We start from the raw sequence: 26,137 nt of genomic DNA on the forward strand, positions 1-26,137 counted from the left end.
AGCGTTTGAAGAAAGATGGATTGCTTTGGCCCACATCTAGAAGGATCCAAGGCTGCGACGACCACCCGTCTCGAAAGAACTCGATTGCCTAGCTTCGCCAGCAGTTGCTTGCTGGACGAGTCGAGGCTTTGGCAGTTGCTTTTCAATTGCCGTCTCAACGGGATGATTGGAGTTCGTTAAGATGCTTGCAAAATGATCGTCGATCGTGCAAAAGTGCGAGAGCGGAGGCTGAACTGAACAATGCCATCGCAGGGTATCTGGGCGAGGTACAGATGCCGGTAAAAGGGAATGCCAAATGAGCGACATGACATCAAACGACGAATACCGCGATTGGATTGTTTCAATCAAAAGTCGTGTTCAGACGTCCCAGGTCAAAGCCGCCGTTTCGGTGAACGTCGCAATGCTGGAACTCTACTGGTTCATTGGCGATCAGATCGTCGAGCGGCAAGAGAACGCCGGTTGGGGAAGCGGCTTTTTGAAACAGATGAGTCAAGATCTGCTCACCGAATTTCCCGACACGAAGGGGTTCTCGGTCCGGAACCTTCAGCGAATGCGGCGGTGGTACCTGTTTTGGTCAGGTGCGGTGGAAATCGGGCAACAGTCTGTTGCCCAAACTGCGCCACAACCTGTGGCCAAATCAATTTCAAATGCGCCACAGCTTGTGGCGCAAATACCGTGGGGCCACAACGGATTGATCCTTGAAAAGCTCAGCGAGCCAGCCGACGCCCTGTTCTACGTCCAAAAAACAATCGAGAACAATTGGTCGCGAGCCGTCCTGACGCACCAGATCGAATCCGGCCTGCACTTGCGAGAAGGCAAGGCGATCGACAACTTCGAAGCTACGCTACCCAAACCTGAGAGCGACCTCGCCCGGCAGGTGCTCCGTGATCCGTACAACTTCGATTTCCTGGCGCTGACAGAGCGACACAACGAACGGGAGCTCGAAGACGGTCTGATCGACCACCTGACCAAGTTTCTGCTCGAACTCGGTGCGGGCTTTGCCTTCGTCGGTCGGCAATACAAGCTCAACGTCGATGGCGATGAGTACAGCATCGACCTACTGTTCTATCACTTGAAGCTGCACTGCTATGTCGTCATCGAGTTGAAGGTCGACAAGTTCAAACCCGAGTACGCCGGCAAGCTGAACTTCTACATCTCAGCAGTCGACAGCCAGATCCGCACCGAAGCCGACGGCCCCACACTTGGGATCCTGATCTGCAAAAGCAAGAGTGACATCAAAGTCGAATACTCACTCCGCGACCTCAAGAAACCAATCGGCGTCAGCGAATACCAAATCACCGAGACACTTCCAGATAACCTTCGGTCTTCGTTGCCAACCATCGAGCAAATTGAAGCAGAATTCGGCGGCGCTGAAGACTGACGCCGATTTGTCCAGATTTGCCCGAGCTGAGAGAAGCACCAGACAAGTCCGATCAGTTCAACTCCCATCGGTCCACAAGCAGTTCAAGTAGATCGTTCTGGCGACTCGCGACTACCGACTCGTCCCACTTGGTGTTTGGCACAACCTGCGTGGTCATAATGAAGGACGCAACCCCGTCTTTCCCTTTGAAATACGCCGACTTCTTTTTCTCGAAGTCGTAATTACTCGCCTTCGAGTTGCGACGTCGATTCAAAGGAGCGAGGTTGGCCAGTCGGTGAACCCAATAGCGGCGCTGCTTCTCATCCGGCCACCACTGTTCCCACGGACTGCTGGGCTTGACCGTCTGTGGCGGCACGTGTTCGAGCGTCAAAAGGTTGCGGTCGTACTCCGCCGCCGAATCAGACAAGAAGCAATCCGTGCGAAGGATTATGTAGCTTCGACGAGATGGGGAAAGCGTGTAGATCTCACCAGAAAGAACATCTTTGAACTCGCTCTTTTCATCGGCACGTAGTTCAATGCTGTTCAGTTTTGCATTGCCTGGATCACGTTCCAATTCCGACAACAGTTCAACGAGCCGACGAGTCAAGCGGTCAAGACGATCAACGACTAAACGCGTGATCGTTTTGGCTTTTACGCCGGCCAACAATTATTTCGTCGCTTGGCGGTCCAGCGTATCGCTGGATTCTGTTTAATCGATGAAAGAACCTGCCACATGCCAACCTCGTGCATCAACGGCCGATTAGCATACGTCGACTTGGACTTCGTAAGGTATCAATTCCACTCTGCCACCTCGCGACTGGCAGGCATAGATGGCAGCGGATTTCGAGGCTGTCGGATCGTTCATTCGATCCATTTTGCTGCGCGACCTTAGTATCGAAGCTCAAATAGACCGCCTGCGCCACCGCTCGCGGCTATGTAGGGATAGACCTGCATGTTGCCGCCCGCCATTTCGGTTCGGTCGATCGCGGTGGCGGCGACATAGGCCATCCACCAGCCTAGTGCGACTTGGGATGGGTAGTGATCGTCGTCGTTGACTCGCGACAAAGGTCCGAGAAGCGATCCGGCGTAGAAAGTGGCTTTGAGCCAACGTCGGTCCGTCATCTTGGCCGCGTTGATGAACGGCAGCGACGACATGAAGGCGTGGCCGCTGATACCGTTGTTGTCTTGAAAGGGAAGCCAACGCGAACCACGGTCTTTTTCTCCCGGCCGCGAACCACCCGTCAGGCGCTGAGCCGAGATCATGGGCGGCGCACCGACTAAGAATGAACGCAATGAACGCTCGCCCCAACGTCCGGTCGTTACTAGCACGTGTGTCTTGTCGAAATAAGCTCCGACCGCCCATGCGGTCGCGTAGATCGGCAACGTGTAGCGACCATTGCCGAGTTCCTTACTACCATGCAGACCCTCAAACCAATCGTCACTGGTCGCACCGCGAACACTGCCTTGAAAATGGTCCTGTAGTTGCTGATCTAACTGCGTATTGGCAACGGCGGCACCAATCAAAAATCCGCCGGCGAGGAGCTTGAACGAATGAACGTCGTAGTAATTACTGTGATCCGACTTGATGCGTTGCCAAAGCGTGCCGCGATCAACGACGATGGGGCGTTTCGCTGCTGACGCTTGGCTTTCAAGCAAGTACTGATCAAAGATGTCGTCGCAGTCCGCGGGACCAAGTTGTTGGGGGCGAGATCGAATGTGACCGGCGTGACATTTTCCTCCCAAGTGCTGGGAAGCGAAACCAACCGGGTCGGCGGGGGGCACTGCGCTGAAGTGATCTTCCGCCGAACTCGGCGTTGTTATCATCCAAGCAAATAGGGCGAACAAGAGAGCGGTGCGATTCATGCAGATTCCAAATTCAACCTGACGCCTGCGCGAAACCAGCCTTGGCACGGTCCTCACGGACGCGTCGGGTTAGTGCGGTGTAAGACGCTTTACTACGAACTCATTAGTTGTCATCGCAAGTCCATTTGATAACGGCTAAACCGGGCTTGCTAAAAAACTAAGCAATTCGTATCATTCAACCATTCACCCCACACGGACGTGGTCCCATCAAGATGAACACACAACCTTCTCGTCGGCCACTCGACGCTTCAATGACCACTCGGCGGGCCGGCTTCACCGTGCTTGAATTGCTCGTCGTGATATCGATTATCGGCATCCTCGCTGGACTGCTGCTGCCCGCTCTGGGAACCGCTCGCGAGACCGTTCGAAGAGTCCAATGCACCAGTCATCTGCGTGAAGTTGGTTTGGCTATGCACAATCATCACGCGGCCAAGAACAAGTTGCCGGCCGGTTGGACGTTCGACCCTACCGAGTCTTCGGCGTACGGATGGGTCGTGCCGTTGTTGCCGTATTTGGAACAGCCCGCACTGGCCGGTCAAGTAAACATCAAGCTGCCGCTGAGTGATCCGCGACACAACAAGGCTCGCGAAATGTCGCTGGCCACAATGCTGTGTCCGTCCGACATCACTGAGCCGATGTTCACATTGTTCGAAAATCACGAAGACGATGATGAGGACGAAGGACCGCCGTCGATGGCGGCGGCTTTCAGTGCTACCGCCGAACCGGTGGCATTGATGCGTCTGCCAACTGTCAACTACGTCGCCATGTTCGGCACAATCGAGGCCGATGATGAGATTCCTGCTCCGATCGGCGACGGCGCGTTCATTGAAAACAAGTCCCGCCGCTTTCGCGATTTTCAGCGTGGTCTATCGAACACTTTGATAGCCGGCGAACGCACGATGGCCCAAGTTCCCTCGACGTGGATCGGCGTCAGTCTTGCGGGCGAGGACGCGGCGGCCCGCTTGGTCGGTTCCAGCCTCGAAGGCATCAACAATCCCCTTGCCGATGAATGCGACTACTCAAGCCGTCACCCCGGCGGAGCCAATTTCCTGTGGGGCGACGGCCACGTGTCGTTCGTCACCGAAGACGTAGATTTGCGTTTGTATCATCAATGGTCACAGCTTCGCGAATCCGCCACTAATTAAACTCATTTCAGTCTTCGCTCTTTTACTCTTCACATTTTAAACTTCAGTCCATGCCACGATCAAAAAAGCTCGTCGAACTGACCAAGTGCGAAGCCGAAGTTATGGAGGTGGTCTGGGACAAGGGCAGTGTTACGGTAGGTGAAGTGGTCGAGTCCATCGACCGTGACTTGGCGTATACGACCGTGCTGACGACGATGAAGATTCTGGAAGACAAAAAGATCGTCCGTCGGGGAACGAAGATTGGTCGAGCGTTCACATACAAACCGAAAGTGTCGCAAAAGCAAGTCCGGGAGGGCATGATTAAATCGCTCGCCGATCAGTTGTTCGGCGGATCGACGCGGTCGTTGGTTTTGAGTCTCCTACAATCTGATACGGTGTCTGCCGAAGACATCGAGGCCGTCAAGAAAGCCGCCGACAAACTCGGAGACTCGTAGTGGATTCCCGGTTCGCCTTTGAAGTCGGCTGCACACTGTGTTTGCAAATCACCGTGATCATTGCAGCGACGCTGATCCTGCAACGCTGGATCGCCGATGCGCGGTCGCAGTGTCGGCTGTGGACGATCTGTTTCGTTTGCGTGATCGGATTGGTCGCCGCCGGATTGTTGTTGCCGCATCGTCGATTGTTCGATTTCCCCGGCGACCGGTCTCGCGAATCCATGCTCAGTCTTGTCGTTTTGCAAACTCGAATCGCGATCGCACTGGCCAGCGTTTGGGCCGTCGGTGCTGCGTTGTCGGTGCTGAGGCGGGTGACGCTGTGCGTTGGTTTGCTGCGGTTTTTGAAAACGCACTGTGAATCGGTCGACGCCGAAGCATTGTTGAAACGGACTGGCGTGAAATCACTAGCCGACGAAAATCTCTCCATTCTGACCTCCGGTCGAATCCAAGGGCCGTTTTGTTGGCAGTTGCATCGTCCGGTCATCGTATTGCCCGCGTTTTTGCTAGCCGACGATGACGCGACGCTGCGGCATGTTCTGCTGCACGAAGTCGAACACCTGCGAACCCAGCACCCGATGCAGCACTTCTTGCAAGGCGTCTGCTCAACCGTATTCTGGTTTCATCCGATGGTTTGGATGGCGGCGCGCGACGCGGAACTGACCCGCGAGTATCTGTGCGACGAAGTGGCCGCCAAGACCGCCGGCAAGTTCGGGGCTTATCTGCGAACACTGGCCAAGGTCGCCGAGCGTTGCGGCAGTGTGTCGTGTACCGAAGTTCCGAAGGGAACGTTGGCGTTCGGCAACCAGCCCAGTGCTCTTGTTCGTCGAAGCAATCGTTTGGTCGAATTGGCCGAAGGCAACCCGCCGGAATCTCGCTGGCGCGGGATCGCGGCGATGGCGGTTTTGCTGCTGGGTGCCGTGCTAATTCAACAAGTCTGGTTGCCCACCAACGCGATGGCGTCGAGGCGAAGCGATTGGTCTCCTTGGCCGACGTGGACGGCGAGCGCATTGCATGAAGCCGGCGTGCAAGTCCGCGACTTTGAATTGTTCGAGGATCGCGTGCAGATGCACGAATTGCTGTACGACGACGATTGACCGCCAACCCGGCGCGTCAACGAAGACTTGGCCGATCAAGGTCCTCGCTGACGCATCGGGTTGTTTCTTGGACCCAACTCCTAAAGAAATAGTGGAATGGATCGCAGACAACCACTCGCCTCACGATGGACTCGGCGAGCCTTTATGACTTCGCTGCTCGCGCCGTTGGGCTACGTCGGCTACCGCGTCGCCGCTCACAATCAATGGATCATCGTAACGCGGGGGCGTCGTGCATTCGATGCCGGAATCGAACCCAAGCCCGTTGGTAGTCGCAGCGGGTTCAGCATGCTGGTCGTTGGCGACACCGGCAAAGACACCTTTCGACGATCGGCCGTCGTCGAAGCCATGCGGAAGCACGCCGCATGGTCGCGGCCGGACGCAGCAATGTTGCTGGGCGACAACTTCTACGAACGCGGCGTCGATTCCGTCGACGATCCGCGTTTCGACAGCGATTTTGAATCGTTGTTCGACGCCGACTCGTTCGACATGCCATTCTATGTTTGCTTGGGCAACCACGACGTTCACGGCGACGCGGACGCACAGGTGCAATACACGGACCGTAGCAAGCGATGGAAGATGCCGGCCCGCTACTTCAAGACACGGGAAACGGCCGGCGATCAAGCGATCGACATTTTTGTGCTCGATACCAACACCATGATGACCGATTCGGCTGAGGCCGACGAGCAAATGAGTTGGTTCCGTTACAACCTGTCCACCAGCAATGCCGATTACAAGTTGGTCGTTGGTCACCATCCGGCCATGACCGGTGGACAACATGAAGTCGCCGAGCGAATTGGCCGAGTCCTGCCACCGGTGTTTGAGGAATTCGGTGTCGATGTGTACCTGGCCGGCCACGACCACGATTTGCAGTTGCTGCAATTCGACGCCGGTTGGTTGCAAGTCGTCAGCGGAGCGGGCTCAAAACTCCGCAGCACGTCGTGGATCGACGAAACCGTGTTCGCCGAAGCCACCGCCGGCTTTTGCTGGTTACTGGTCGATGAAAATGGACTTTCGCTTTCGTACTACGACACCGAAGAGCGACTCTTTACGCACCGCGTCCCGAAGTCAAAGGGCAAGCAAGCAGGCGAGTCCCTAGCCGCTTCCGTTTTGCCGTGAACTACTAAAATGTTACGAGTTGGCGTTGCGAGGAAGTACCGACAATCCGTAATCATAACACCGAACGAACTACTAAGACAATCGTATCAAGGAAGTGCAAGGATGCACGACGCAAAACAACACCCACGATCTATCTCACTGATTCTACCGGCGTGGAACGAATCCGAAGTGATTGCGACAGCTGTGGCCGAGGCCGACGCGGCTCTTTCGCAAGTCGCCGACGACTACGAAGTGATTGTCGTCGATGACGGAAGTACCGATGACACCGCGAAGATCGTTCGCGAGTTATCAGCCAGCAACGATCGCGTTCGCATGGTGCAGCATTCGCCCAACCGAGGTTACGGTGCTGCGATCCGCTCGGGCTTTGCGGCGGCGGAGAAATCGTTCGTGGTTTTCACCGACGCGGATTGTCAGTTCGATTTGACGGAACTGGATCGTTTCGTGTTGCTGTCCAGTCGCTATGACATCGTCTGCGGATACCGCATCGACCGTAAAGACACGCCGCTGCGTTGTTTGTACTCGAAGGTCTACAACCTGCTCGTTCGCTTGTTGCTGGGCACGGGCGTTCGGGACGTGGATTGTGCTCTGAAGATGTTCGACCGTGACGTAGCGAAGAAGCTGCGAATTACCGGCAACGGATTCTTGGTCAATTCCGAGATGCTGGTGCAGGCTCGGCAACTCGGTTGCACCGTTTGCGAAGTCGGCGTGTCGCACCGTCCGCGAACGTTGGGTGAGAGTACCGTGTCGGTTGGACATATCCCGAAGGTGCTGACGGCGCTGGTCAGGTACTGGTGGAACGAGGTGCAGTTTCCGGTTGCAGCGACAACACAACCCGAAACGCAACTCGTCAACAGTTTCGAAACTCCTGCGGCGAATGCGGGCGACCGAAAGTCTAGGCGACTTCCGCTACTTAAATTCGGCTTACTGCTAGTCGCAGCCGTCTTCATGCTGACCAATCTCGGATATCCGCTAATTGACAGAGACGAAACTCGCTACGCCGAGATCCCTCGCGAGATGATCGCGACGGGGAATTGGATTCTGCCGCAACTGAATTTTCAAACCTACTACGACAAACCGCCGCTGCTGTATTGGTTGTGTGCGGTCAGTTTCAAACTGTTCGGAATTGGCGAAGCATCGGCAAGACTTGTACCGGCACTGGCAGCGCTGGGCACACTCGCGTCGACTATGTTCTTCGGATCGCGAATTTTTGGGCAACGCACTGGAATGCTTGCCGGAATTGTGTTGTTCCTGTCGGTCGGTTTCGCGTTCACGAGTCGGTACTTGTTGCTCGACGGTGTGTTGTCGCTGTTCGTGTCGCTCTCGTTGTTTACTGCATATGAAGCAGTCCGATCACGACGATTGCATCTCGGCTGGTGGATCGCATCGGCCGTTTGCATCGGACTCGCATTCTTGACCAAAGGCCCAATCGCGATCGTGCTTTGGCTGCCGCCGGTTTTTGCGTTCGCTTGGCTGTCGGAAGCTCACGCAAAGATCCGGTGGTGGCATTACGGCCTGCTTGGCAGCATCGCGGCGGTGATTACCGTCCCTTGGTTCGTACTGGTACACCAGCAAGATCCGACGTTTCTGGTCGAGTTCTTCTACAGGCACAACGTCGCTCGATTCGCTGGCGAGTTTCATCCCAAACCGATCTGGTTCTTCGTTCCGGTGTTGTTGATTGCCGGTCACCCGTGGTCGTTCCTGACCATTCCCTACGCCAAATTCTTGCTCGGCCGCGGCGAATCGGCAAGAACCAAACGACCGCCAGCGGTAGGCTACCTGTTGCTTTGGAGCGTCTGGTGCTTCGTGTTCTTTTCACTCTCCGCCTGCAAGTTGCCGACCTACCTGTTGCCCGCCGCGCCGGCGTTTGCGCTAATGATCGGGCACTACCTTAACGAAGTGCTCAAAGACGCTGCCAACCCGACCGAATACTTGTTCGCCCGATTCTGGTCCGCTCGCACGGCGACCGCGACAACCTGCTTTGCCGGCGTTTCGTTCGTGCTGTTCGTGATTGTCTGGACCGAAGCGACTAGCTTGTCGTTGTTCGGCTGGGCGATGTTCTGGGCGATGCTGTTGATGATATCGCTGCTGTTGATGGCAGAGCGGCATCAAGCCAAGGTCGCGTGGGCATCATCGGCTGGCGTCGCGTTCGTATTCGCCATCATGGTGATGCATCAAATGGTGCCAGCTTACAGTCGCTCGCAAACGCTGTTCGGAGACACCTCACCGCTCGCCGATCAAATCGCCGTCACCAAGCAAACTCCAATCGCCACGATCGACCATGAGTTTTCCGAAGTTCCGTTCTACTTAGACCGCAGCGACATCCAGAACTTCGACAGTGTCGCCGACACGGGTCTCGCCGACTTCGTGTCGAATTCCGGCAAGGCGATCTTAATCGTGGACGATCGAATCACCGTCAGCGCGCTGGCCGAACAAATGCCCAAGACGGCCAAGCTCACCGAAGTCGGCCAACGCGGTCCCGCCACGATTTTCCAAGCCACCAACACCGCCAGCCCTACGCAGATCGCGGCGAAGCCGGTGGCTCCAAGCGAAAGAGCCAAGCGATGAAGTGGCTCATGCGATGGTTGCTCGCTTCGCAGCCCCGCTTCCGGCCCTGCGACGGATGCGTCCCCTGTGACCTTGTCATCGTTCGCCAGCTTGCCGATGCCTTGGAAGCTCGCGAGGCGACGGATGCTGAACTGGCAAAGCAAAGGGAACTGACATGTTGACGACGATCCAACGACGGATCGCTCGTGACATCCTCGTCACGTTCTTCGTATCTCTGTTCGTGATCACGATGCTGGTGATGTTCATCGGTGTCGCCCGCGAGGCGATCAATCAGGGACTCGGGCCCGTGGGTGTCTTGAGACTAATTCCGTTTTCTCTGCCTAATGCACTGTCGCTTGCGGTACCGGGTACGGCGCTGTTCAGCGTATGCACCGTTTACGGTCGCATGTCGGTCGACAATGAATTTATTGCCATGCAGTCGGTCGGTATCTCGTTGCTGCCGTCGATCATTCCTGCGGTCCTGTTGACTGCCACCCTAAGTATCGCGACCGTCGGGCTGATCAACATCGCATTCACTTGGGGATTTCATGGCGTGCAGCGAGTTGTTTTGTCATCGGTCGAAAACATCGCCTACAACAAACTACAGCGTGACCACAGCTTTCAGCACGACAGTTTTTCCATGTCGGTGCGTGATGTCAGCGGACGGGATCTGGTGCAGCCGCAAATCAAGATCAGCCGACCCGGAGCGGAGCCCATCACGATTACTGCGAACACGGCGCAGCTCAGCTATCAAGCGGACGATGAGAGCTTGCAACTTAGCATCACCAACAGTCGGGCTGACGTGGGCGGCGTGGCGTCCTTTAACAACCCCGGAACTTTTGTGCACGCGATTCCGCTCGGCATGAAGCCGGAAGTCAATTTACTGAAAGCGCATCCGTCGCACATGGCGATGCGAGACTTGCCGACCGCGTCGCTGAGGCAAAGCGACGATATTCGTCGCAGCGAGAATGCGATCGCGGTTCACACAGCATTCAGCATCCTGATGTCGCGGACCGACGAAATCAGTAGTCCTGAATCAGACTCTCGGCTGGCGGCCGTTGCGGGCGGACGCCAACGACTGCACCGCATCGGCACCGAAATGCACCGCCGTTGGGCCAGCGGGTTCACTTGCTTGGCAATGTCGTTGATCGGCATTCCGCTGGCGATCCGCATGAAGGCGTCGGACACGATGACAACGTTTGGCGTCGTGTTTCTGCCGACGGTGTTGATCTACTACCCGATCTTTGCGTTGACGCTGGACATGGCCAAGGACGGACGATTAGTTCCCCAAGGCGTCTGGATCGCGAACCTCCTGTTTATCTTCGTTAGCGTCTTGATGATGCGACGACTTGTCTATCAACCCGCGTGATCACCCATGTTGTTTCCTTACAAAGCGAAGATGCGACAAGTGTGGGACGATCACTTCCCCGCGCCTGCGCAACAGGCAGTTTCCCCCGCCAGCGGTTGGTCGCGGCGTCAACGTTGCGTGGCATGGGTGACGCTGATTGCCGCCGCGTGCGTGGTCCTCGTTCCGAACTTGGCTTACCCGTTGATCGAACCTGATGAGACACGGTACGCGCAAATCGCAATCGAAATGATCGACTCACGCGATTGGGTCACGCCGACCCTGGACGGCAAGGCCTATCTGGACAAACCGCCATTGATGTATTGGTTGACGGCATTGTCGTTTCGGGCATTCGGCACGACGGAAACGGCGGCACGACTGCCGTCAATGGTGTCGGCGCTGGCGACGATTCTGTTCGTGTTCGGTTGGGGTAGCCGTGTGGTGGGGCGACGATCGGCTTGGTTGGGCGCCATGGCGTTGTCTTTGTGTGGCGGATTCGTGCTCTCGGGTCGCTTTTTAATTCTTGATTCGTTGTTGACGTTCCTCACGACCCTTTGCCTGTTGTCCGGTTACATCGCGGTCCGAGGCCAACGCCATCGCCCGGTATGGTGGATGGTGTCGGGTGTCGCCTGCGCTTTGGGAGTGTTGACCAAAGGCCCAGTGGCATTGGTGCTGTGCGCGCCGACGTTGATCGCCAGCGGTTGGTTGCGGGCCGATCACAGTCGAACTCGTGTGCTGCACTGGGTCGCGTTCGTCGTGCCGATGGTGGTCGTTTGCGTGCCGTGGTACATCGCGGTGGCCAAATTTAATTCGCAATTCGTGGACTACTTTTTCTGGGAGCACAACTATCAACGGTTCATGAGAGGGTCGAATCACGAGCAGCCGTTTTGGTTCTACATTCCCATCGTGTTCGCAGCAATGTTTCCGGCGTCGTTGTTGTTGCCTTCGGTGGGTGTGTTCGTGGCAAGTTCGGCCGGTCGCAAGCGCTCGCTGCGTTCCAAGGATCTTGGCTTCTTGGTTTGTGGATCGGTCTGGATCCTGGCGTTCTTCTCGGCGGCCAGTTGCAAATTGCCGACCTACATTTTGCCCGCGATCCCGCTAGTCTGCTTGGCGATGGGCGTGATGCTGGATCAAACCGTGTTTCGGCGCGGTGCGGCGGATCGAATCACGAACTACTTGATTCCGTTTCCGCGGCGAGCGACCATGATTTTGATCTTGGCTTGTGGAGCCATGGTCGGTGTCGACGCATGGTTGGCGGGTTCTGTTTCGCCAGTCAGTGTGATGGTGGGAATCGGGTGCGTCGCCGTGTTGGCCTTCATGCTGGCGAATTGGAATCGTGATATCGCGGCGGGCCGATTGGCTTGGGCGGGAACGGCCATGGTCTCAGTTGGTGTGATATTGTTCGCATCCACGGTTCTATTGCCCACCATCTCTTCCGAACGATCGGTTTACGTTGAAACTTGCCGAGTCGCTAAAGATGACGCCGATGCGGCGATCGTTTTCTTTGGCGAAAAGCCGCACGGGGCGAGCTTTCAGTTATCGCAGCGTCAGACAGTGGCGTTTTCGATTGAGTGGGAAGACGAGTTCGTCGGTTTCGCGTCGAATCAACGCGATTTTGTTTTGGTAACCGATGACGCGAGAATCGAACGGACGCGAGAGGTTTTGGCTTCGACGCATCGTTTGACAGTTTCACCTCGCCACGAACATGTCTATCGAGCGACACGCATCACGCAGGCCAAAGAGACGGTCGCGTCGGCTGGGAAGGTGAATCGTTAGATGGAAATGAGTTGGTTTTACTTGGGTGGCATGCTCGTTCTCGTTCTTTCGCTTGGCGGCGTTGCCATTGCTCACGACGGTTTCGTCTGGGATGACGCCGACCTTATCGAGCAAACGGATTTTCGCAATTCCGTAACAGGCGACATCGCCGCGTTCAGCGTTGACGGTTGCGATCCCTGCCTGGGCAGCACGACAGAAAACGATCAATGGCATCTGCTCCCCGACGGTTTGTTGTGGCAATCGTACTTGGCCGCTCCGCAAGAGCCACGCATCTCGACTGTCATCTTTGGTGACAACAAGGACGGCATTTTCTGGGACGCAACGCTTGGTGGACGCGTCGGATTGCTCCGCTACGGAACCGGCGAAGCTCGCGGTGCATCCGGTTGGCAATGGGATTTGGAAGGGGCAGTGATCACTCGGTTAGATCTATTGCACGCCGAAGATGTCGAGTCAATGGATTATCGGTTTGGAACGGAAATGTCGTGGGCCGAAGGTCCGTGGGCAATGAAGTTCGGGTACTTTCACATCAGCTCGCACGTCGGTGACGAATACTTGATCCGCAATCCGACGTTCACACGAATCAACTACGTCACCGAGTCATGGATTGTCGGCGGCAGCTATCGGCCGCGTGACGACATGCGGCTGTACGGCGAGATTGCAAACGCGTTTCGTGCTTCCGGTGGAGCAAAGCGGTATCAGTTCCAGACCGGAGCCGAGTACATGCCAATCGCGAAAAACGTGCGGAGAGGCGCTCCGTTCGCAGCCGTCAATTTGAACTTTCGCGAAGCAGTCGATTACGACGTTTCCACCACGGTGCAAGCGGGATGGTCGTTCCAAAGCTTGAAATCGGGACGTCGAATTCGATTTGGTGCCCAGTACGGTGACGGCCCAACAAGCCAATTCTCGTTCTTTCAACGTCGTGAGTCGTGCCTTGGATTGGGAGTCTGGTTTGACTACTAACGCATCACTTCGCATTGACGGTTACGGCGTGAACCTGTTGCACCGCCAGTGGCTTCGCTACTTAATCGCCGGTGCGTTTACGGCGTTGGTCGATCTTCTCGGCTTTCACCTGCTGGAAACCTTCGTCCTACCGTGTGACAGCATCAGCATCAGCGAGATCGTTAGATCAAGACATTTCGTGATCGACAAGACGGTTGCGTTCATCATCGCCAACGCGGTGAGCTACTGGATCAATTCACGATGGGTATTCGAGCAAGGACGCCACCGCCCAACCATCGAAGCGTTTCTCTTCTTCAGTGTCTCACTGCTAAGCTATTTCAGCGGTCTGCAGTTTGGACGTCTCGTGATCAACGTTTTCAACACGCCCAGTTTGCTAGCCGCCGTCGGCTGCATCGGCTTGGCCACCGTGCTGAACTATACGATCAGAAAGATGTTTGTGTTTCGGGGATCATTTCCCCGATGCTAAAAGCTCCGTGCCGATCGTGATTAGGCCGATGCCGGTGATCACGATGAGGAAGAGTCAATCTTTCAAGACAAGTCGGTGATAAACACATCCAACTTGCGACCTCGACTATGTCGTGACACTGGTTCAATGCAGGTCGTACTTGTTCATTTTATAGTGCAGGGTACGGACGCTGATGGAGAGCGATTTGGCGGTCGCTTCGCGGTGGTGGTCGTTGGCGGCGAGCGAGTTTTCAATGCCGGATTTCTCAGCCGACTCGGTGATTTCGGCGAGGGTACGGGTGGTTTTGTCGGGCGACGATGGTTCGATTTTCGATAGTTCGGTGGGGAGGTCTGCGGCGGTGATCATGTCATTGGTGGACGTCACGACGATGCGTTCAATTATGTTCCGCAACTGGCGCACGTTGCCGGGCCAGCGGGCGTGGACGAGTTGTCGCATGGCGTCGGACTGGACGGTCTTGATCTCGCGGTTGTGACGCCGACAAAAATGGTCGAGAAAAAATTCGACTAGCAGCGGAACGTCGCCTCGCCGTGAACGCAGCGGTGGAACGTGGATGGGGACGATGTTTAGCCGGTAGTACAGGTCTTCGCGAAATGTGCTGTCGGTCAACATTTGCGAAACGTCTCGGTTGGTCGCCGATACGATTCTGGCGTCGGATCGCAACTCGGATTCGCCACCAACCCGCGTGTACGTTTGCGTTTCTAAAACTCGCAGTAGGTCGACCTGACTCTTCGCTGGAATCTCGGTGATTTCGTCCAGGAACAACGTTCCGCCGATCGCTTGTTCAAAGCAACCCGGTTTCTGACGCGACGCGCCAGTGAACGCCCCTTGCTCGTGACCAAACAGTTCGCTTTCCAGTAAAGATTCGGGAAGCGCTCCCAAATTCACCGCGATAAACCGGTTGGCCGAGCGGTTACTTTGATCGTGAATCGCTCGGGCGATCAGTTCTTTCCCAGTTCCGCTCTCGCCGTGAATCATCACCGTCGCGTCGGTCGATCCAATTTGTCGAATCTGAATCAACAACTCTTGCACCGCTTGGCTGTTGCCAACGATTCCGGATACTTCCCCGGCCGCCGCCAGTTTCTCCTTCAGCTCGTGGTTTTCGTCGAGTAACCGATGGTGTTCAACCGCCTTGATGACTTGCTCGCGAATCAGATTTAGGTCGACCGGTTTGCTGATGAAATCGAACGCGCCACGGCGCATCGCGTCCACGGCCGTTTCCATGGTGCCATGAGCGGTCATGACGATGGTCGTCGTTTCCGGTTTGCGTTGTTTAACCAGCGAAATCAAATCCAATCCGTCACGATCGCCCGGCATTCGGACATCGGCGATCACGAGTTGAAAGTTGCCCGCATCGAACTTGTCGAGTGCTTCGTTGACGGATGACGCCGTTTCAATCTTATCAACCGCTTTTGCCAACCCCTTGGCAAGCCCCGATCGGATATTGGGTTCGTCATCGACGATTAGCAGATGAAAAGGTTCGAACATGATTCGGTGTTCAAAGGTAAGATGACTTGAAGGGTGGTGCCAGATCGCGATGAAGTAAAATCGAGACTGCCTTGATGTTGCCGAATGATTTTTTCGCACAACGCTAGTCCCAACCCGGTGCCGCGGTCCTTGGTGGTAAAGTATGGATCGAGGATCTTGTCGATCAGGCTGGATGGGATGCCAGGTCCGTTATCGGCAAATTTGAGTCGAATGCCTTCGTCGTGAGGTCTGATCTTGATAGCTAGTTTGCCACCGTCGGTCATCGCTTCGATGGCGTTGACGATGAAGTTGAGAAAAGTTTGTTCGAGTCGCGATTGATCGCCTTGCACCACCGCCGGATCGTCGCCTGCGTCGAGTTCAAGTAGCACGTTCTGTTGTTCCGCTTGAGGCCGGATCAGTTCCAGTTGGCGTCGCAGCATTGCCACCAGATCGACGGCACTCGAATCAAGGCAATCAACGGAGGCGAAGTCTCGAAAACTCTCGAGCACCCCGCCAATCCTAGCAAGTTCGGTGCGAATCACGCCGAGGGTTTGGCGATTGTCGTCGGACGTTCCGTCGGCTTCGAGCTGTTCTTCCAAGAGTTGAGCGTGCAATGACAGGACGGCGAGCGGATTTTTAATTTCGTGATGCAAGCCGCCGGCCAACGAACCAAGGCCCATGTACCGTTCCATGCGACGCATGCGTTGTTCAATCAAAACTCGCTCGGTGACATCACGAAGTTGCAATACATTGCCGACTTCGTTCCCGTCGTGGTCACAAAGTAATTGAAAATGGGCGCGGAGTTGGCGAGTTTGCCCTCCGTGATTCACGGTGAAGTCCCGGACAACCGCGGGCGAGCGATCAATCACCCACTCATCACAAAATTGCTGCAACGCCGCGTCCTCAAACTGCTTGAGCGGCTTTCCGATACAGTTTGGGGTCGCATCGAGCATATCCAGCCCGCTCGGATTGATGCTGGTGACAATCGCGTCGCCGTTGGTTGTGATGACACCCAAGTCCAATCCGTTGAGCACGTCGCTAGCAAGCGCTTTCACATCACGTAGCGATGTTTGCGACGCGTGATAGGCTCGCCATAACAGGATGACCGCAATACTGGTAACAACCACATTAATGACGACCAAGATCAGCAATCGAAATTGCCCGCGAAGTTCGTCGGCGAGGAACTTTGCTGGACCTTGCGAATCGCGGGGAAGATCCCGCAATAATTCATCGACGGCGTTTTGCTCTTTTAAGAAGTCGACCAGCATCCAAATCGTGATCGCGAGCGCCGATGCGCTCAGCAACGAAAGGCCAATCACCGCAAAGCGATAGTTCTTAATGAAGGGCGAGGTTTGGTCGTTGAACATGAACGTGGGTTGGGTTCCAAAGTCTGGTGACCTAGGCTAAGAGGTTTCCGAGTGTCGCTCAAAAATCTCGCTGAGCGGTTGATCGTGCTCGTCGCGAATCAATTTACGGCCGTCGGCGAATTTGGCGAACAGATAATACAGTCCGGGAATCACCAGCACGCCGATCACCGTACCTAACAACATTCCGCCGACGGCGGTCGTGCCGATTGTGCGGTTGCCGATCGCTCCGGGGCCGGTGGCTTTGACCAGCGGAATCAAACCGGCGATGAAGGCGAATGAAGTCATTAAAATCGGTCGGAAGCGTAGCTTGCCGCCTTCAATGCCGGCTTCCATGATGCTGAGCCCTTCTTGCCGTCGCTGGACCGCGAACTCAATGATCAGAATTGCGTTCTTGCCTAGCAAGCCGACCAACATCACCAAACCGATTTGGCAGTAGACATCGTTGGCCAATCCCATCGACTTGAGCAACAAGAACGAACCAAAAATCCCTACCGGCAACGACGCCAATACGGCAATGGGGATGATAAAACTTTCGTATTGGCCGACCAACACCATGTAGACAAAGATCACGACGATCAAAAAAATGTAGACCGCAGTGTTGCCGGCTTTGGCTTCGTCATACGCCAAGCCCTGCCAGTCGATATCGAACCCATTGGGCAACGTGTCCGCAGCAACTTCTTTAATCGCCGCTAACGCTTCGCCACTGCTATAACCGGCCGCCGGGGCACCTTGGATTGGTGCGGTGGGGTACAAGTTGTAGCGGCTGATCTCGTTCAAGCCTTGCTTCTTTTCGATCCGCATGAACGCCGAATAGGGAACCATGTCTCCGTTGTCGTTCTTGACAAACATGTTGTCGAGGTCTTCGGGGTAACGTCGAAACTTCGGTTGCGCCTGAACGTAGACTTTATAGAACTGGCCGAACCGCACGAAACCTTGTTCCCATGTGCTACCGATCACGATGGAAAGATTATCCATCGCGTCGCGAATCGAAACGCCTTTTTGCATCGCGATGTCGTTGTCGATGATGACTTCGTATTGCGGATAGTTGGCGGCGAAGAACGTGAACAAACCCTTTAGTTCCGGCCGTTTGCCGAGCGCCGCCATGAAATCGTCGGTGACTTTTCCCAGCGCCGCGTAGTCGCCGCTGTTGGTTTTGTCGAGCAAGTTCACACTGAAACCGCCGGCCGCACCGAAACCGGGGACGGCGGGCGGTTCAAAGAATTCTAGTTTGACGTTGGCGATGTCGGTGCCGCGTTCTTCCAACTCCTCGATGATCTGTTTTGACGTCAGTTCGCGGTCGGCCCAAGGTTTCAAGTTGATGATGCATGTGCCCGCGTTCGATCCCCGGCCTTCGGTCAATACTTCGTAACCGGCGATCGACGACACAGACGTGATCTCATCCATCTCTTTGCAGATTCTTTGCAACTCATGACATTTCGCGTTTGTGTATTCCAGCGTTGATCCTGGCGGCGTTTGCACAATTCCATAAATCATGCCTTGGTCTTCCAGAGGAATGAAACCGGTTGGCAATACCTTGTTGACCGCAAAAATACCATACGCAAACAAACCGATCACGGCCATCGTGAGCACACGTCGAGTGATGATCCGGCGCAGAATCCCCGCATAACCAAGCGTGACTTTTTCAACAGCGCGGTCAAAGACGTGCAAGAAGATGCCAATCGGACTGCGCCGCTTGGGATTTCCATCGAATCCAGAAAGCGAGGCCCGGAACGAGAATGCAGCAAGCACGGCGACCACGCCAGCGACGATTTGGATGCGAGTGTCGCTCAGTTCGATTTGTTCGGAGAGCACTTCGTGAACAATTTCGACGTGCAGCAGGAAATACGTTCCAATGCCAACGACCGCACCAAGCAACAGACTCAGCAGACCACGCAAAGCGAACGCGTACTTCCCACCGACGTTCGCCATCCCTCGATTGACGGCACCGACAAGACCGCGATCGCCTTTGTCGTCGAGCGGCTTCAAAATCATCGCGCATAGAACCGGTGTGAGCGACAATGCGACGACGCCGGAGATGACGATTGACATCGCCATGGTCAGTGCGAACTGGCGGTAGAACACTCCAACAGGTCCGGTCATGAACGTGACGGGCACGAACACGGCGGTCATCACCAACGTGATCGCGATGATCGCACCGCTGATTTCTTGAACGACCTCCGTGGTCGCCTGGTACGGACCAAGGTGTTTAGCGTGCATCTTTTCGTGGACCGCTTCCACTACCACAATCGCGTCGTCGACCACGACGCCGATGGCTAGCACCAGTGCGAACAACGTGATCAGGTTGATCGACATGCCGAACATCAACATGAAGAAGAACGTGCCGATCAGCGAAACGGGAACTGCCAGCGTCGGAATCAGAGTGCTGCGGAAGTCGCCTAGAAACAAATACACGACCAGCGAAACCAGGATGAAGGCTTCAAAGAGCGTGTGCAGCACCTTTTCGATCGAAGCATCCAAAAAGTTCGACACGTCATAGGTGACTGCGTAATCCATGCCGGGCGGAAATTGTTTCTCTTTAATCTCCTCGACTTTCGCCTTCACCTTTTCGATCACATCGGCGGCATTCGATCCAGGCGTTTGCTTAAGCACGATCGCTGCGGCCGGCAGACCGTCGATGTCGGAATAAAGGTCATAGAATGACGATCCGAGCGACACGGTGGCGACGTCGCCCAGTCGCAGAATCTCGCCTTCGGGCGTCGCCCGCAGGATGATTTTTTTGTACTCGTCGGGTGTCGTGTACCGACCGATCCAAGTCAGCACATACTCGAGCGTTTGCGACGTGGTCCCGGTTGCTTGGCCGAGCCGCCCGGGTGTTCCGATCATACTTTGATCGGCCAACGCTTCCATCACGTCTTCGGCGTCGATGCGGTAGGCACGCAGCCGATCGAGGTCCAATTCGACACGCATAGCGTACGATCGGTTGCCCAGAATCGATGCGAATCCGACGCCGGGAATGCGTTTGATCTCGTTGAGAATATTGACGGTGGCGTAGTTGTACAGGTAGTTCTGGTCAACACTTTTGTCGGTGCTGAACACGTTCACATACATCAACATGCTGCTCATGTTCTGCATCACGATGATGCCTTCGCGTTCGACAATCGGTGGCAAATTGTTTTTGACCATCTGCACGCGGTTGTTGACGTTCATGACGGCGACATCTGGGTCGGTGCCTGGCTCAAAGATGACCTGAATGGTGCCTTCCCCCGCGCTGGTTGCGTCACTGAGCATGTAACGCATGTTGGGAACGCCGTTGATCGCCTGTTCCAAGATCACCATCGTCGAGTCGATGAGAATCTTGGCACTTGCACCAGGATACGACACCGAAACGCGAACGCTTGGAGGTGCCACTGACGGAAATTGCGAGATCGGTAAAACATTGATCGCCAGCCCACCCATGAACAGGATCAGCAACGAGATGACAATGGCGAGCGCGGGACGATGAAGGAATTTTTCAAACATGCGTGGGTGTGAGTCGGTCGGTAAGCGGTAGCCGAAGTCGCGAGACTACGAACGGTTGAGTCGCGAGAATATGGACGGTAGAGGGGTGAATCCAAACTCTGGCGAGTTCGGCTACACCTGCGCAGATCTATTCGGCGTGATACTTCAAGTGACCCATCACCGATTCTGGTGACTCGTATTCAAAGTCAACCTTTTCGCCGTCGCGGACTTGCAAGATGCCTTCGAGCACGATGTTTTCGCCGGGTTTCAACCCGTCGGCGATGATGAAGATGTCATCCTTCTCGTTTTGGATCACGATCTCGCGTTGATGCACAACCTTGTCTAGGTCGATCACGTAGGCGTACTTCTTGGCCAGGATTTCAAACGTCGCTCGCTGCGGGATCACGACGGCGTCCTTTTCGACTTGGTTAATCAGCACCGTTCCTGTTTGTCCGTGACGTAGCAAACGATTCGGGTTCTCAAAGTCGGCACGGAAAGCGATGTTGCCGGTTTCGTTGTTGAAGTCCGCTTCGATCGCACCAATCTTTCCCGGCTGGTCGAACAGTTGGTGGTTGGCCAAGCGTAAATGAACGTCCAAACTGTTTTGATCTTGGCCGGCAGACATCGCGGCTTGATAGGCCAAGTAGCGAGCTTCGGGGACGTTGAAGTACACCCACATGACGCTGTTGTCCGACATCGTCGTCAGCATCGCACCTTCTTCGATCAAGCTGCCTTCTTGTTCGTGCAAGCGGTCGACGATGCCATCAAAGGGCGCTTTGATGTCGGCGAAGTTCATCTCGGCGCGAGCCAGCTTGACGGTGGCGAGGGCTTTGGCGAGCTTTGCTTTAGCCAATTTCAATTCCTGCGGCGAAACGATGTCTTGCGACACCAAGTTTTCCGTGTTGTCGTATTCGACTTGTGCTAGTCGTGCTTCGGCCATGTCGGCGTCCAAACGGGCTTCGTACAGCGTGGGCAGAATGCGAAACAGCGATTGTCCTTTCTGAACAGTTTGGCCCTCGTTGACCAGAATCTCTTGCAGGTAACCGCTTTCCAAAGCACACACGTCGATGTGACGACGCGAGTGGACTTGGCAAACGTATTGCTGAGTCAGCGTGACGTCCATTGTGACGGGACTGGTGACGACGATCTTGTGTTTGGCGTGATGCTCGCCGCTGGCGTGCGCGTCGCCGTGTTCGCCGTGTTCGCCGTGTTCAGCATGCTGGGCATGTTCGTCTTGCGGGGCGTGTTCTACCTCTGCCACCTGCGTGCCGGTCAGTTCGTGGTAAGTGTGTTTGATCTTGTCGAGGCCAGTCATCGAGATCGAGACGATGGCGAAGATTGCACCGAGAACGAGATTGGTACGCATGAAGGTTTTACACTTGGCCATAGGGTCGGTCGGGTCCAAAGTCTGGCGATTTCGGCTACGTAGGTTTGGTGGTGGAGCTTTAAGGCACGGGGTGTGCCAAAGCGGGATCGCGGCAACCTTTTCGCTTGCAAATAGACCGACTCCCAATGAAATCAACGTAAAAATATTATCTTGAATCTTTCCGCGAGCGATCTTCCCGTGCTCGAAGCCCCTTAGGATCTGCAAAAGTTTTCGCCGGACCTGCTAACTTTTGCACGTTGCTGTCGGGATGACAGCGACTGCACGAAAAAAGCCTTCGCAAACCACCGCCTGTCTGGGGCGGACAACCGGTACTTCACGAAGGCTCAACGGCGACGATGAAACGTAGCCGATCTCGCCAGAGATTGGATCGGGATGCGTGTTGTCCAAAGTCTGGCGACTTAGGTTACACGTTAGCGAGACCAAGCCGACATGATTGATCGGGCGATTGGACGGGCGACCGAGGCGTGATGCGAATGCGACTTCACAAAGAACTGTCCGTTGGGATGTTGACGACGATCGGCGATGTTGCGAATGTGCGATGCCTGAGCCAAGCTGGGAGCACCCAGGACGGCGGCCAAAGTGGCGAGAACCAACGCGCGACGAACAAACTGAGACATAGTAGATACCTCGATGGTTGATCGATAAGGCCACCGCGTCGCTGAAGTGCGACGGTTTGAGAAATCGATCTTGTTGAGCCTGACCAAATCCGCCTTAGGGTTCAGTCCTTGGTGGTCTTCTTGTTGGAAGGGTTTCAGAAGCAGCCTTCGTACCAATTCCGTTTGGTATTAGCGACAAACTCGCACCGCTTTCATTGTTAATAGGAATCTATGGGGTTTCATCGCAAACGCTGGATGAGCAGATTGGGGACGATGAAAAGCCGCGTGCAAGCTTTGGCACGAACCTGCAATCACTTGCTTCACGATTCTCGTCACGCCGGTGCGATCGATGCCAAACGCCTCAGGCTAGAAGTAGCTTTAACTACTAGGTTACGTCCATTGAACCTAAAGCCCGAATGATTCGCCGACGACATCGCTGATCGCCGTCAAGAGACTCGCTGCGATTCGGAAAATCTTCTGTACGAAATTGAAGTGAGTCTTCGCCGTAACCCTTCGCAAGACCGGTGATCCCGCGGGGAATTCAACCGCGATAAAAGTGCCGCCGCAGTGACCGCAGCCCACAAGTTTGCCCGATAGCTCGGTCGCGATGATCGCGGGCCGTCCACACACGTCGCATGACTGCAAGTATTGACTGTCTGAGTAGCAAGCGTCGAGTAAAGGCATCATTCCTCCATGGTTTGAAATTGCGAGCGACATGACAGATTAGGTGCGAACCCAGACACGAGCGGTTTCCAACTCTTCTGGCGCCAAGAACTCGACCGCAGCGGTGGTGAACGCCTTGCAAAACACGCTCATGCCCTGTTCCCATTTGGTTTCGCCAACCATCGCCAATCGCTCGATGTCATTGAAATGCTTCAAGTCGAATTTGCAATCTTCACACAACGCACCGGCTGTTCAGCCATGAAAGTCGTGCAAACGAACCAATAGTCGCAGCTTCCCGCATTGCTTGATCATTTGTTCGGTTCGTGGAACGAATTTCGCGTACGCTTCCTACGTCAATTTGCCAGTGACCTCGACTTCGAGAACGTTCTGCTCGGTGGTTTCTGTGATGGTGAATAAAATGTTTTCGCATTGGGGTTGAAAGGAATAGACGGATCGTCTTGGATTGACATTTTCTGCAGTACACGCGATTCCGTGAACGAAGCGGTCTCGCCATCCAAGGTTTGCCAAAGATTTTCACGGCCCACGAATGCAAGGCATTCGGGATGCAGCCCCATGATGGATTCCAGCAATGATGGCTTGCACCAAAGCGTAATGATCACGTCGTCATCGGGTGTTCCAAATTCGTCGATGGAAATCAATGTGTATCGCATCGTCTAGACCGATTTTTGGATAAAATGATGAACCGATTCGACGATCATTTCGGCCGCCCCGTCGATCGAAATGTCGCCGACGTTCAAAACCAGGTCATAAAGGTGGGGATCGGTTGCGTCTTGGTGGAAGTGATCGCGGATGTATGCGTTGCGATCATGGTCGATTTCGACGATGTAGCGTCGGGCTTCTTTTTCGTTAATGCCGCGATCCAGCATCACTTGTTCGATCCGGAAATCCAACGACGCGACGATGCGTACCGACAAGCCTTGGCGGCGTGGCAGGATGAACCGAGCACCGCGACCGACGATCACGACGTTACCGTGCGAAGCCGCCAGCAGCAACAGTTTGGCCACGCGGTGCGAGTAAGTCGTTTCCGAAAAGCCAAGTCCGCCGATGGAAGAGGTGATGATCGAACTGAGCCAATTTTCGTGGCGTTCGTCGACTCGTTGCAACAAACATCGCGGCGTGCCGTATTGCTGTTCCATGGTGTCGATGATTTCGTTGTCCAGCAAATCCCAGTGCAAACTTTCAGCGATCCGCTGAGCCACTTCACTGCCGCAAGCACCTGTTTCGCGTGACAGGGCGACGAACGGGCCGACGTTGCTCGTCAAGTCGCGTTTGGCCAGTCGCTGGTCGACTTTCTCCGATTGAATCCATTGTTGAATCTTGCTTTCGGCCCTGTTTTCGATGGCGGCAACATGAACGGACATGGGTTGGTTCCTGATGAAGGAGTGGAGGTTTTGGTTGACCCGATGGACTCAAGCAGGTGATGGACCAATCGCCAAGTGGTCGGCGTGAATGTTGATCAGCGAGTGCCATAACATCGCAAACGGCGGTAAAAGAACACCTTTCATCGCATAGGAACCACACGCTGATTCACATCGAGCCAGCGGTAAATGTGAAGCAACGTTTTGCAGGAACGTGCGATGTTTTGCAGGTTTGCATACCAACTCTGGCGAGTTCAGCGACGGGCGGTTTGTTGAATCGCGTTTGGTACACTCTTTGCCATCTCGCACGCCAATGTTTCCCTTTCCCAATCACCGACGAGCCGAAGAAACACTCGATAACCTACCTGATCCTTGCCGTCTTCCTTGTGGGTTATCTGGCTATCGCACTCGAGCACAAACTTCACATCGACAAAGCCGCCACGGCACTACTGATTGGCACCATTTGCTGGACGCTTTATTTGGTTGATCTGCCGGATTTATTGCCCGCCGATTCGATTCCCGCCTGGTTCTAGCAAGTTGTTGAAGGCGAACCGACCGAGGCACTGCCGCTGCACTATGCGATCGACGTTCAACACCTGCATCAAACCGGCGAGATCGCCAGCATCCTGTTTTTCTTGATCGGTGCGATGACCATCGTCGAACTGATCGACGCCCACGAAGGGTTCGCGCTGGTCACCGATCGCATTCACACTCGCAGCCGACGCGGGTTGCTGTGGACAATCGGACTGATGACGTTTTTCTTGTCCGCTGCACTGGACAACTTGACGACGACCATCGTCACCGTCTCGGTGTTGAAGAAAATCATCGACGATCGGGAGGGCCGTTGGAAGTTCATTGGCATAGTCATCATCGCCGCCAACGCGGGCGGCGCGTGGACAGTGATTGGCGACGTCACGACGACGATGCTTTGGATTCGGCATAAGCTCGGTGCGACCGAAGTGATGGGCAAGCTGTTTTTGGGCAGCCTCGTTTGTTTGATCGTGCCGCTCATCGGGATGTCGTGGCGAATGCCCGGACAGATCCAATCGCCACCGATCGCGCCGACCAGCATCGACAGTGACATCCGTCCTTGGCACAAGTGGTTGTTCTTGATGCTCGGTATCGGCGGACTGTTGTTTGTACCTGCGTTCAAAGCACCGACTCACTTGCCACCCTACATGGGCATGATGTTGAGCCTGGCGGTGTTGTGGGTGGTGTCGGAATGTGTTGGTCGAACGTTTGATGAGACACAGCGAACGAGCACGGGAGTTCACGAATTACTGCGGCGAATCGACATGTCCAGCATTCTGCTTTTCCTGGGAATTTTGCTGGCCGTCGGAGCGTTGTCGGCCACGGGTTTGTTGCACGTCGCCGCCGACGCGATGGACGCATGGCTCCCTAATCGTGATGCGGTGGCGGTGACGATCGGTTTGGTTTCCGCCGTGATTGACAACGTGCCGTTGGTGGCCGCGGGGATCGAAATGTATGACCTGCCGACCAATGATCCGTTTGGGATGCTGCTGGCGTACCGCGCCGGCACCGGTGGCAGTTGCCTCATCATCGGCACGGCCGCTGGCGTCGCCGCGATGGGACTCGATCAGATCGACTTCGTTTGGTACATCCGCAAAATCGCCGGCTGGGCGCTGCTGGGGTACTTGGCGGGTGCTGCGGTGGTGATCGCGATGCAAGCGATGGCGGGCTGATGAATTCGTAGCCGAA

Annotated in this window: 22 protein-coding genes; 12 read left to right on the plus strand and 10 right to left on the minus strand. The window is 55.3% G+C overall.

Annotation, left to right across the window (positions count from 1 at the left end):
- Positions 1–295 precede the first annotated feature (295 nt).
- Positions 296–1,381 carry a PDDEXK nuclease domain-containing protein gene (locus tag B2R17_RS08135; RefSeq protein ID WP_286763580.1) on the plus strand — a complete coding sequence of 362 codons (1,086 nt, stop codon included), beginning with the start codon at positions 296–298 and terminating at the stop codon, positions 1,379–1,381.
- 52 nt (positions 1,382–1,433) lie between these two features.
- Here the strand turns inward: B2R17_RS08135 and B2R17_RS08140 are convergent, their stop codons facing one another.
- Together B2R17_RS08140 and B2R17_RS08145 are read right to left on the minus strand one after the other, a co-directional pair.
- The gene (locus B2R17_RS08140; protein ID WP_286763581.1) at positions 1,434–2,024 is read right to left on the minus strand and encodes an HNH endonuclease family protein; all 591 of its coding nucleotides are present in this window, start codon (positions 2,022–2,024) and stop codon (positions 1,434–1,436) included.
- 224 nt (positions 2,025–2,248) lie between these two features.
- A complete protein-coding gene (locus B2R17_RS08145) occupies positions 2,249–3,223 on the minus strand; it encodes a phosphatase PAP2 family protein (protein ID WP_286763582.1) in 975 nt (324 codons plus the stop codon).
- Positions 3,224–3,474: 251 nt separating this feature from the next.
- Here B2R17_RS08145 and B2R17_RS08150 point away from each other — a divergent pair, with 251 nt between their 5' ends.
- The 9 genes from B2R17_RS08150 (at position 3,475) to B2R17_RS08190 (ending at position 14,103) form a co-directional block, all read left to right on the plus strand.
- A complete protein-coding gene (locus tag B2R17_RS08150) occupies positions 3,475–4,368 on the plus strand; it encodes a DUF1559 domain-containing protein (RefSeq protein WP_286763583.1) in 894 nt (297 codons plus the stop codon).
- Positions 4,369–4,418: 50 nt separating this feature from the next.
- Positions 4,419–4,802 (plus strand): BlaI/MecI/CopY family transcriptional regulator, encoded by a 384-nt coding sequence (locus B2R17_RS08155; RefSeq protein ID WP_286763584.1) that lies wholly within the window; start codon positions 4,419–4,421, stop codon positions 4,800–4,802.
- Positions 4,802–5,896: a M56 family metallopeptidase gene (locus tag B2R17_RS08160; RefSeq protein WP_286763585.1), complete on the plus strand. Its 1,095-nt coding sequence runs from the start codon at positions 4,802–4,804 to the stop codon at positions 5,894–5,896. The genes B2R17_RS08155 and B2R17_RS08160 overlap by 1 nt, the downstream gene beginning before the upstream one ends.
- Before the next feature lie 96 nt (positions 5,897–5,992).
- Complete coding sequence (locus tag B2R17_RS08165; RefSeq protein WP_286763586.1) at positions 5,993–7,012, plus strand: metallophosphoesterase; 1,020 nt, start codon at positions 5,993–5,995, stop codon at positions 7,010–7,012.
- Positions 7,013–7,114: 102 nt separating this feature from the next.
- Positions 7,115–9,577 (plus strand): glycosyltransferase, encoded by a 2,463-nt coding sequence (locus B2R17_RS08170; protein WP_286763587.1) that lies wholly within the window; start codon positions 7,115–7,117, stop codon positions 9,575–9,577.
- 154 nt (positions 9,578–9,731) lie between these two features.
- Positions 9,732–10,925, plus strand: coding sequence for an LptF/LptG family permease (locus B2R17_RS08175; RefSeq protein WP_286763588.1), 1,194 nt, complete (start codon positions 9,732–9,734; stop codon positions 10,923–10,925).
- A 6-nt stretch (positions 10,926–10,931) separates the two neighbouring features.
- Entirely contained in the window at positions 10,932–12,677 is a 1,746-nt protein-coding gene (locus tag B2R17_RS08180) for an ArnT family glycosyltransferase (protein ID WP_286763589.1), read from the plus strand.
- A gap of 6 nt (positions 12,678–12,683) precedes the next feature.
- Positions 12,684–13,637, plus strand: coding sequence for a DUF1207 domain-containing protein (locus B2R17_RS08185; RefSeq protein ID WP_286763590.1), 954 nt, complete (start codon positions 12,684–12,686; stop codon positions 13,635–13,637).
- A complete protein-coding gene (locus B2R17_RS08190) occupies positions 13,627–14,103 on the plus strand; it encodes a GtrA family protein (RefSeq protein ID WP_286763591.1) in 477 nt (158 codons plus the stop codon). Before B2R17_RS08185 ends, B2R17_RS08190 begins: the two co-directional genes overlap by 11 nt.
- 123 nt (positions 14,104–14,226) lie before the next feature.
- Here B2R17_RS08190 and B2R17_RS08195 read toward each other — a convergent pair whose 3' ends face one another.
- The 8 genes from B2R17_RS08195 to B2R17_RS08230 all read right to left on the minus strand — a co-directional run bounded on the left by B2R17_RS08195 (position 14,227) and on the right by B2R17_RS08230 (position 24,421).
- Complete coding sequence (locus B2R17_RS08195; RefSeq protein WP_286763592.1) at positions 14,227–15,588, minus strand: sigma-54-dependent transcriptional regulator; 1,362 nt, start codon at positions 15,586–15,588, stop codon at positions 14,227–14,229.
- Positions 15,564–16,934: a two-component system sensor histidine kinase NtrB gene (locus tag B2R17_RS08200; RefSeq protein ID WP_286763593.1), complete on the minus strand. Its 1,371-nt coding sequence runs from the start codon at positions 16,932–16,934 to the stop codon at positions 15,564–15,566. Before B2R17_RS08200 ends, B2R17_RS08195 begins: the two co-directional genes overlap by 25 nt.
- A 36-nt stretch (positions 16,935–16,970) precedes the next feature.
- On the minus strand, positions 16,971–20,414 hold the full coding sequence (locus tag B2R17_RS08205) for an efflux RND transporter permease subunit (protein ID WP_286763594.1): 3,444 nt from the start codon (positions 20,412–20,414) through the stop codon (positions 16,971–16,973).
- 127 nt (positions 20,415–20,541) lie between these two features.
- A complete protein-coding gene (locus B2R17_RS08210; protein WP_286763595.1) occupies positions 20,542–21,759 on the minus strand; it encodes an efflux RND transporter periplasmic adaptor subunit in 1,218 nt (405 codons plus the stop codon).
- Positions 21,760–22,190: 431 nt separating this feature from the next.
- Positions 22,191–22,397 carry a hypothetical protein gene (locus tag B2R17_RS08215; RefSeq protein WP_286763596.1) on the minus strand — a complete coding sequence of 69 codons (207 nt, stop codon included), beginning with the start codon at positions 22,395–22,397 and terminating at the stop codon, positions 22,191–22,193.
- A gap of 384 nt (positions 22,398–22,781) precedes the next feature.
- Entirely contained in the window at positions 22,782–23,063 is a 282-nt protein-coding gene (locus B2R17_RS08220) for a hypothetical protein (protein WP_286763597.1), read from the minus strand.
- A 36-nt stretch (positions 23,064–23,099) separates the two neighbouring features.
- Complete coding sequence (locus B2R17_RS28185; RefSeq protein WP_339888117.1) at positions 23,100–23,279, minus strand: STAS/SEC14 domain-containing protein; 180 nt, start codon at positions 23,277–23,279, stop codon at positions 23,100–23,102.
- 434 nt (positions 23,280–23,713) lie between these two features.
- Positions 23,714–24,421: an AAA family ATPase gene (locus B2R17_RS08230; RefSeq protein ID WP_286763598.1), complete on the minus strand. Its 708-nt coding sequence runs from the start codon at positions 24,419–24,421 to the stop codon at positions 23,714–23,716.
- Between the two features lie 188 nt (positions 24,422–24,609).
- Here B2R17_RS08230 and B2R17_RS08235 point away from each other — a divergent pair, with 188 nt between their 5' ends.
- Together B2R17_RS08235 and nhaD are read left to right on the plus strand one after the other, a co-directional pair.
- On the plus strand, positions 24,610–24,951 hold the full coding sequence (locus tag B2R17_RS08235) for a hypothetical protein (protein WP_286763599.1): 342 nt from the start codon (positions 24,610–24,612) through the stop codon (positions 24,949–24,951).
- Positions 24,952–25,014: 63 nt separating this feature from the next.
- Entirely contained in the window at positions 25,015–26,121 is a 1,107-nt protein-coding gene (nhaD, locus tag B2R17_RS08240; RefSeq protein WP_286763613.1) for a sodium:proton antiporter NhaD, read from the plus strand.
- The last annotated feature ends 16 nt before the right edge of the window (positions 26,122–26,137 follow it).

Origin of the sequence: Rhodopirellula sp. UBA1907 (genome assembly GCF_002337565.1) — a bacterium.
In the GTDB taxonomy this organism is placed as follows: domain Bacteria; phylum Planctomycetota; class Planctomycetia; order Pirellulales; family Pirellulaceae; genus Rhodopirellula; species Rhodopirellula europaea.

What these genes read in the sequence shown, in the direction of transcription:
- B2R17_RS08215 (WP_286763596.1), bottom strand. Translation starts at nt 22,397, where the DNA reads ATGTCTCAGTTTGTTCGTCGCGCGTTGGTTCTCGCCACTTTGGCCGCC.
- B2R17_RS08175 (WP_286763588.1), top strand. Translation starts at nt 9,732, where the DNA reads ATGTTGACGACGATCCAACGACGGATCGCTCGTGACATCCTCGTCACG.
- B2R17_RS08170 (WP_286763587.1), top strand. Translation starts at nt 7,115, where the DNA reads ATGCACGACGCAAAACAACACCCACGATCTATCTCACTGATTCTACCG.
- B2R17_RS08200 (WP_286763593.1), bottom strand. Translation starts at nt 16,934, where the DNA reads ATGTTCAACGACCAAACCTCGCCCTTCATTAAGAACTATCGCTTTGCG.
- B2R17_RS08180 (WP_286763589.1), top strand. Translation starts at nt 10,932, where the DNA reads ATGTTGTTTCCTTACAAAGCGAAGATGCGACAAGTGTGGGACGATCAC.
- B2R17_RS08135 (WP_286763580.1), top strand. Translation starts at nt 296, where the DNA reads ATGAGCGACATGACATCAAACGACGAATACCGCGATTGGATTGTTTCA.
- B2R17_RS08195 (WP_286763592.1), bottom strand. Translation starts at nt 15,588, where the DNA reads ATGTTCGAACCTTTTCATCTGCTAATCGTCGATGACGAACCCAATATC.
- B2R17_RS08210 (WP_286763595.1), bottom strand. Translation starts at nt 21,759, where the DNA reads ATGCGTACCAATCTCGTTCTCGGTGCAATCTTCGCCATCGTCTCGATC.
- B2R17_RS08220 (WP_286763597.1), bottom strand. Translation starts at nt 23,063, where the DNA reads ATGATGCCTTTACTCGACGCTTGCTACTCAGACAGTCAATACTTGCAG.
- B2R17_RS08150 (WP_286763583.1), top strand. Translation starts at nt 3,475, where the DNA reads ATGACCACTCGGCGGGCCGGCTTCACCGTGCTTGAATTGCTCGTCGTG.
- B2R17_RS08205 (WP_286763594.1), bottom strand. Translation starts at nt 20,414, where the DNA reads ATGTTTGAAAAATTCCTTCATCGTCCCGCGCTCGCCATTGTCATCTCG.
- B2R17_RS08230 (WP_286763598.1), bottom strand. Translation starts at nt 24,421, where the DNA reads ATGTCCGTTCATGTTGCCGCCATCGAAAACAGGGCCGAAAGCAAGATT.
- B2R17_RS08165 (WP_286763586.1), top strand. Translation starts at nt 5,993, where the DNA reads ATGGATCGCAGACAACCACTCGCCTCACGATGGACTCGGCGAGCCTTT.
- B2R17_RS08155 (WP_286763584.1), top strand. Translation starts at nt 4,419, where the DNA reads ATGCCACGATCAAAAAAGCTCGTCGAACTGACCAAGTGCGAAGCCGAA.
- B2R17_RS08185 (WP_286763590.1), top strand. Translation starts at nt 12,684, where the DNA reads ATGAGTTGGTTTTACTTGGGTGGCATGCTCGTTCTCGTTCTTTCGCTT.
- B2R17_RS08145 (WP_286763582.1), bottom strand. Translation starts at nt 3,223, where the DNA reads ATGAATCGCACCGCTCTCTTGTTCGCCCTATTTGCTTGGATGATAACA.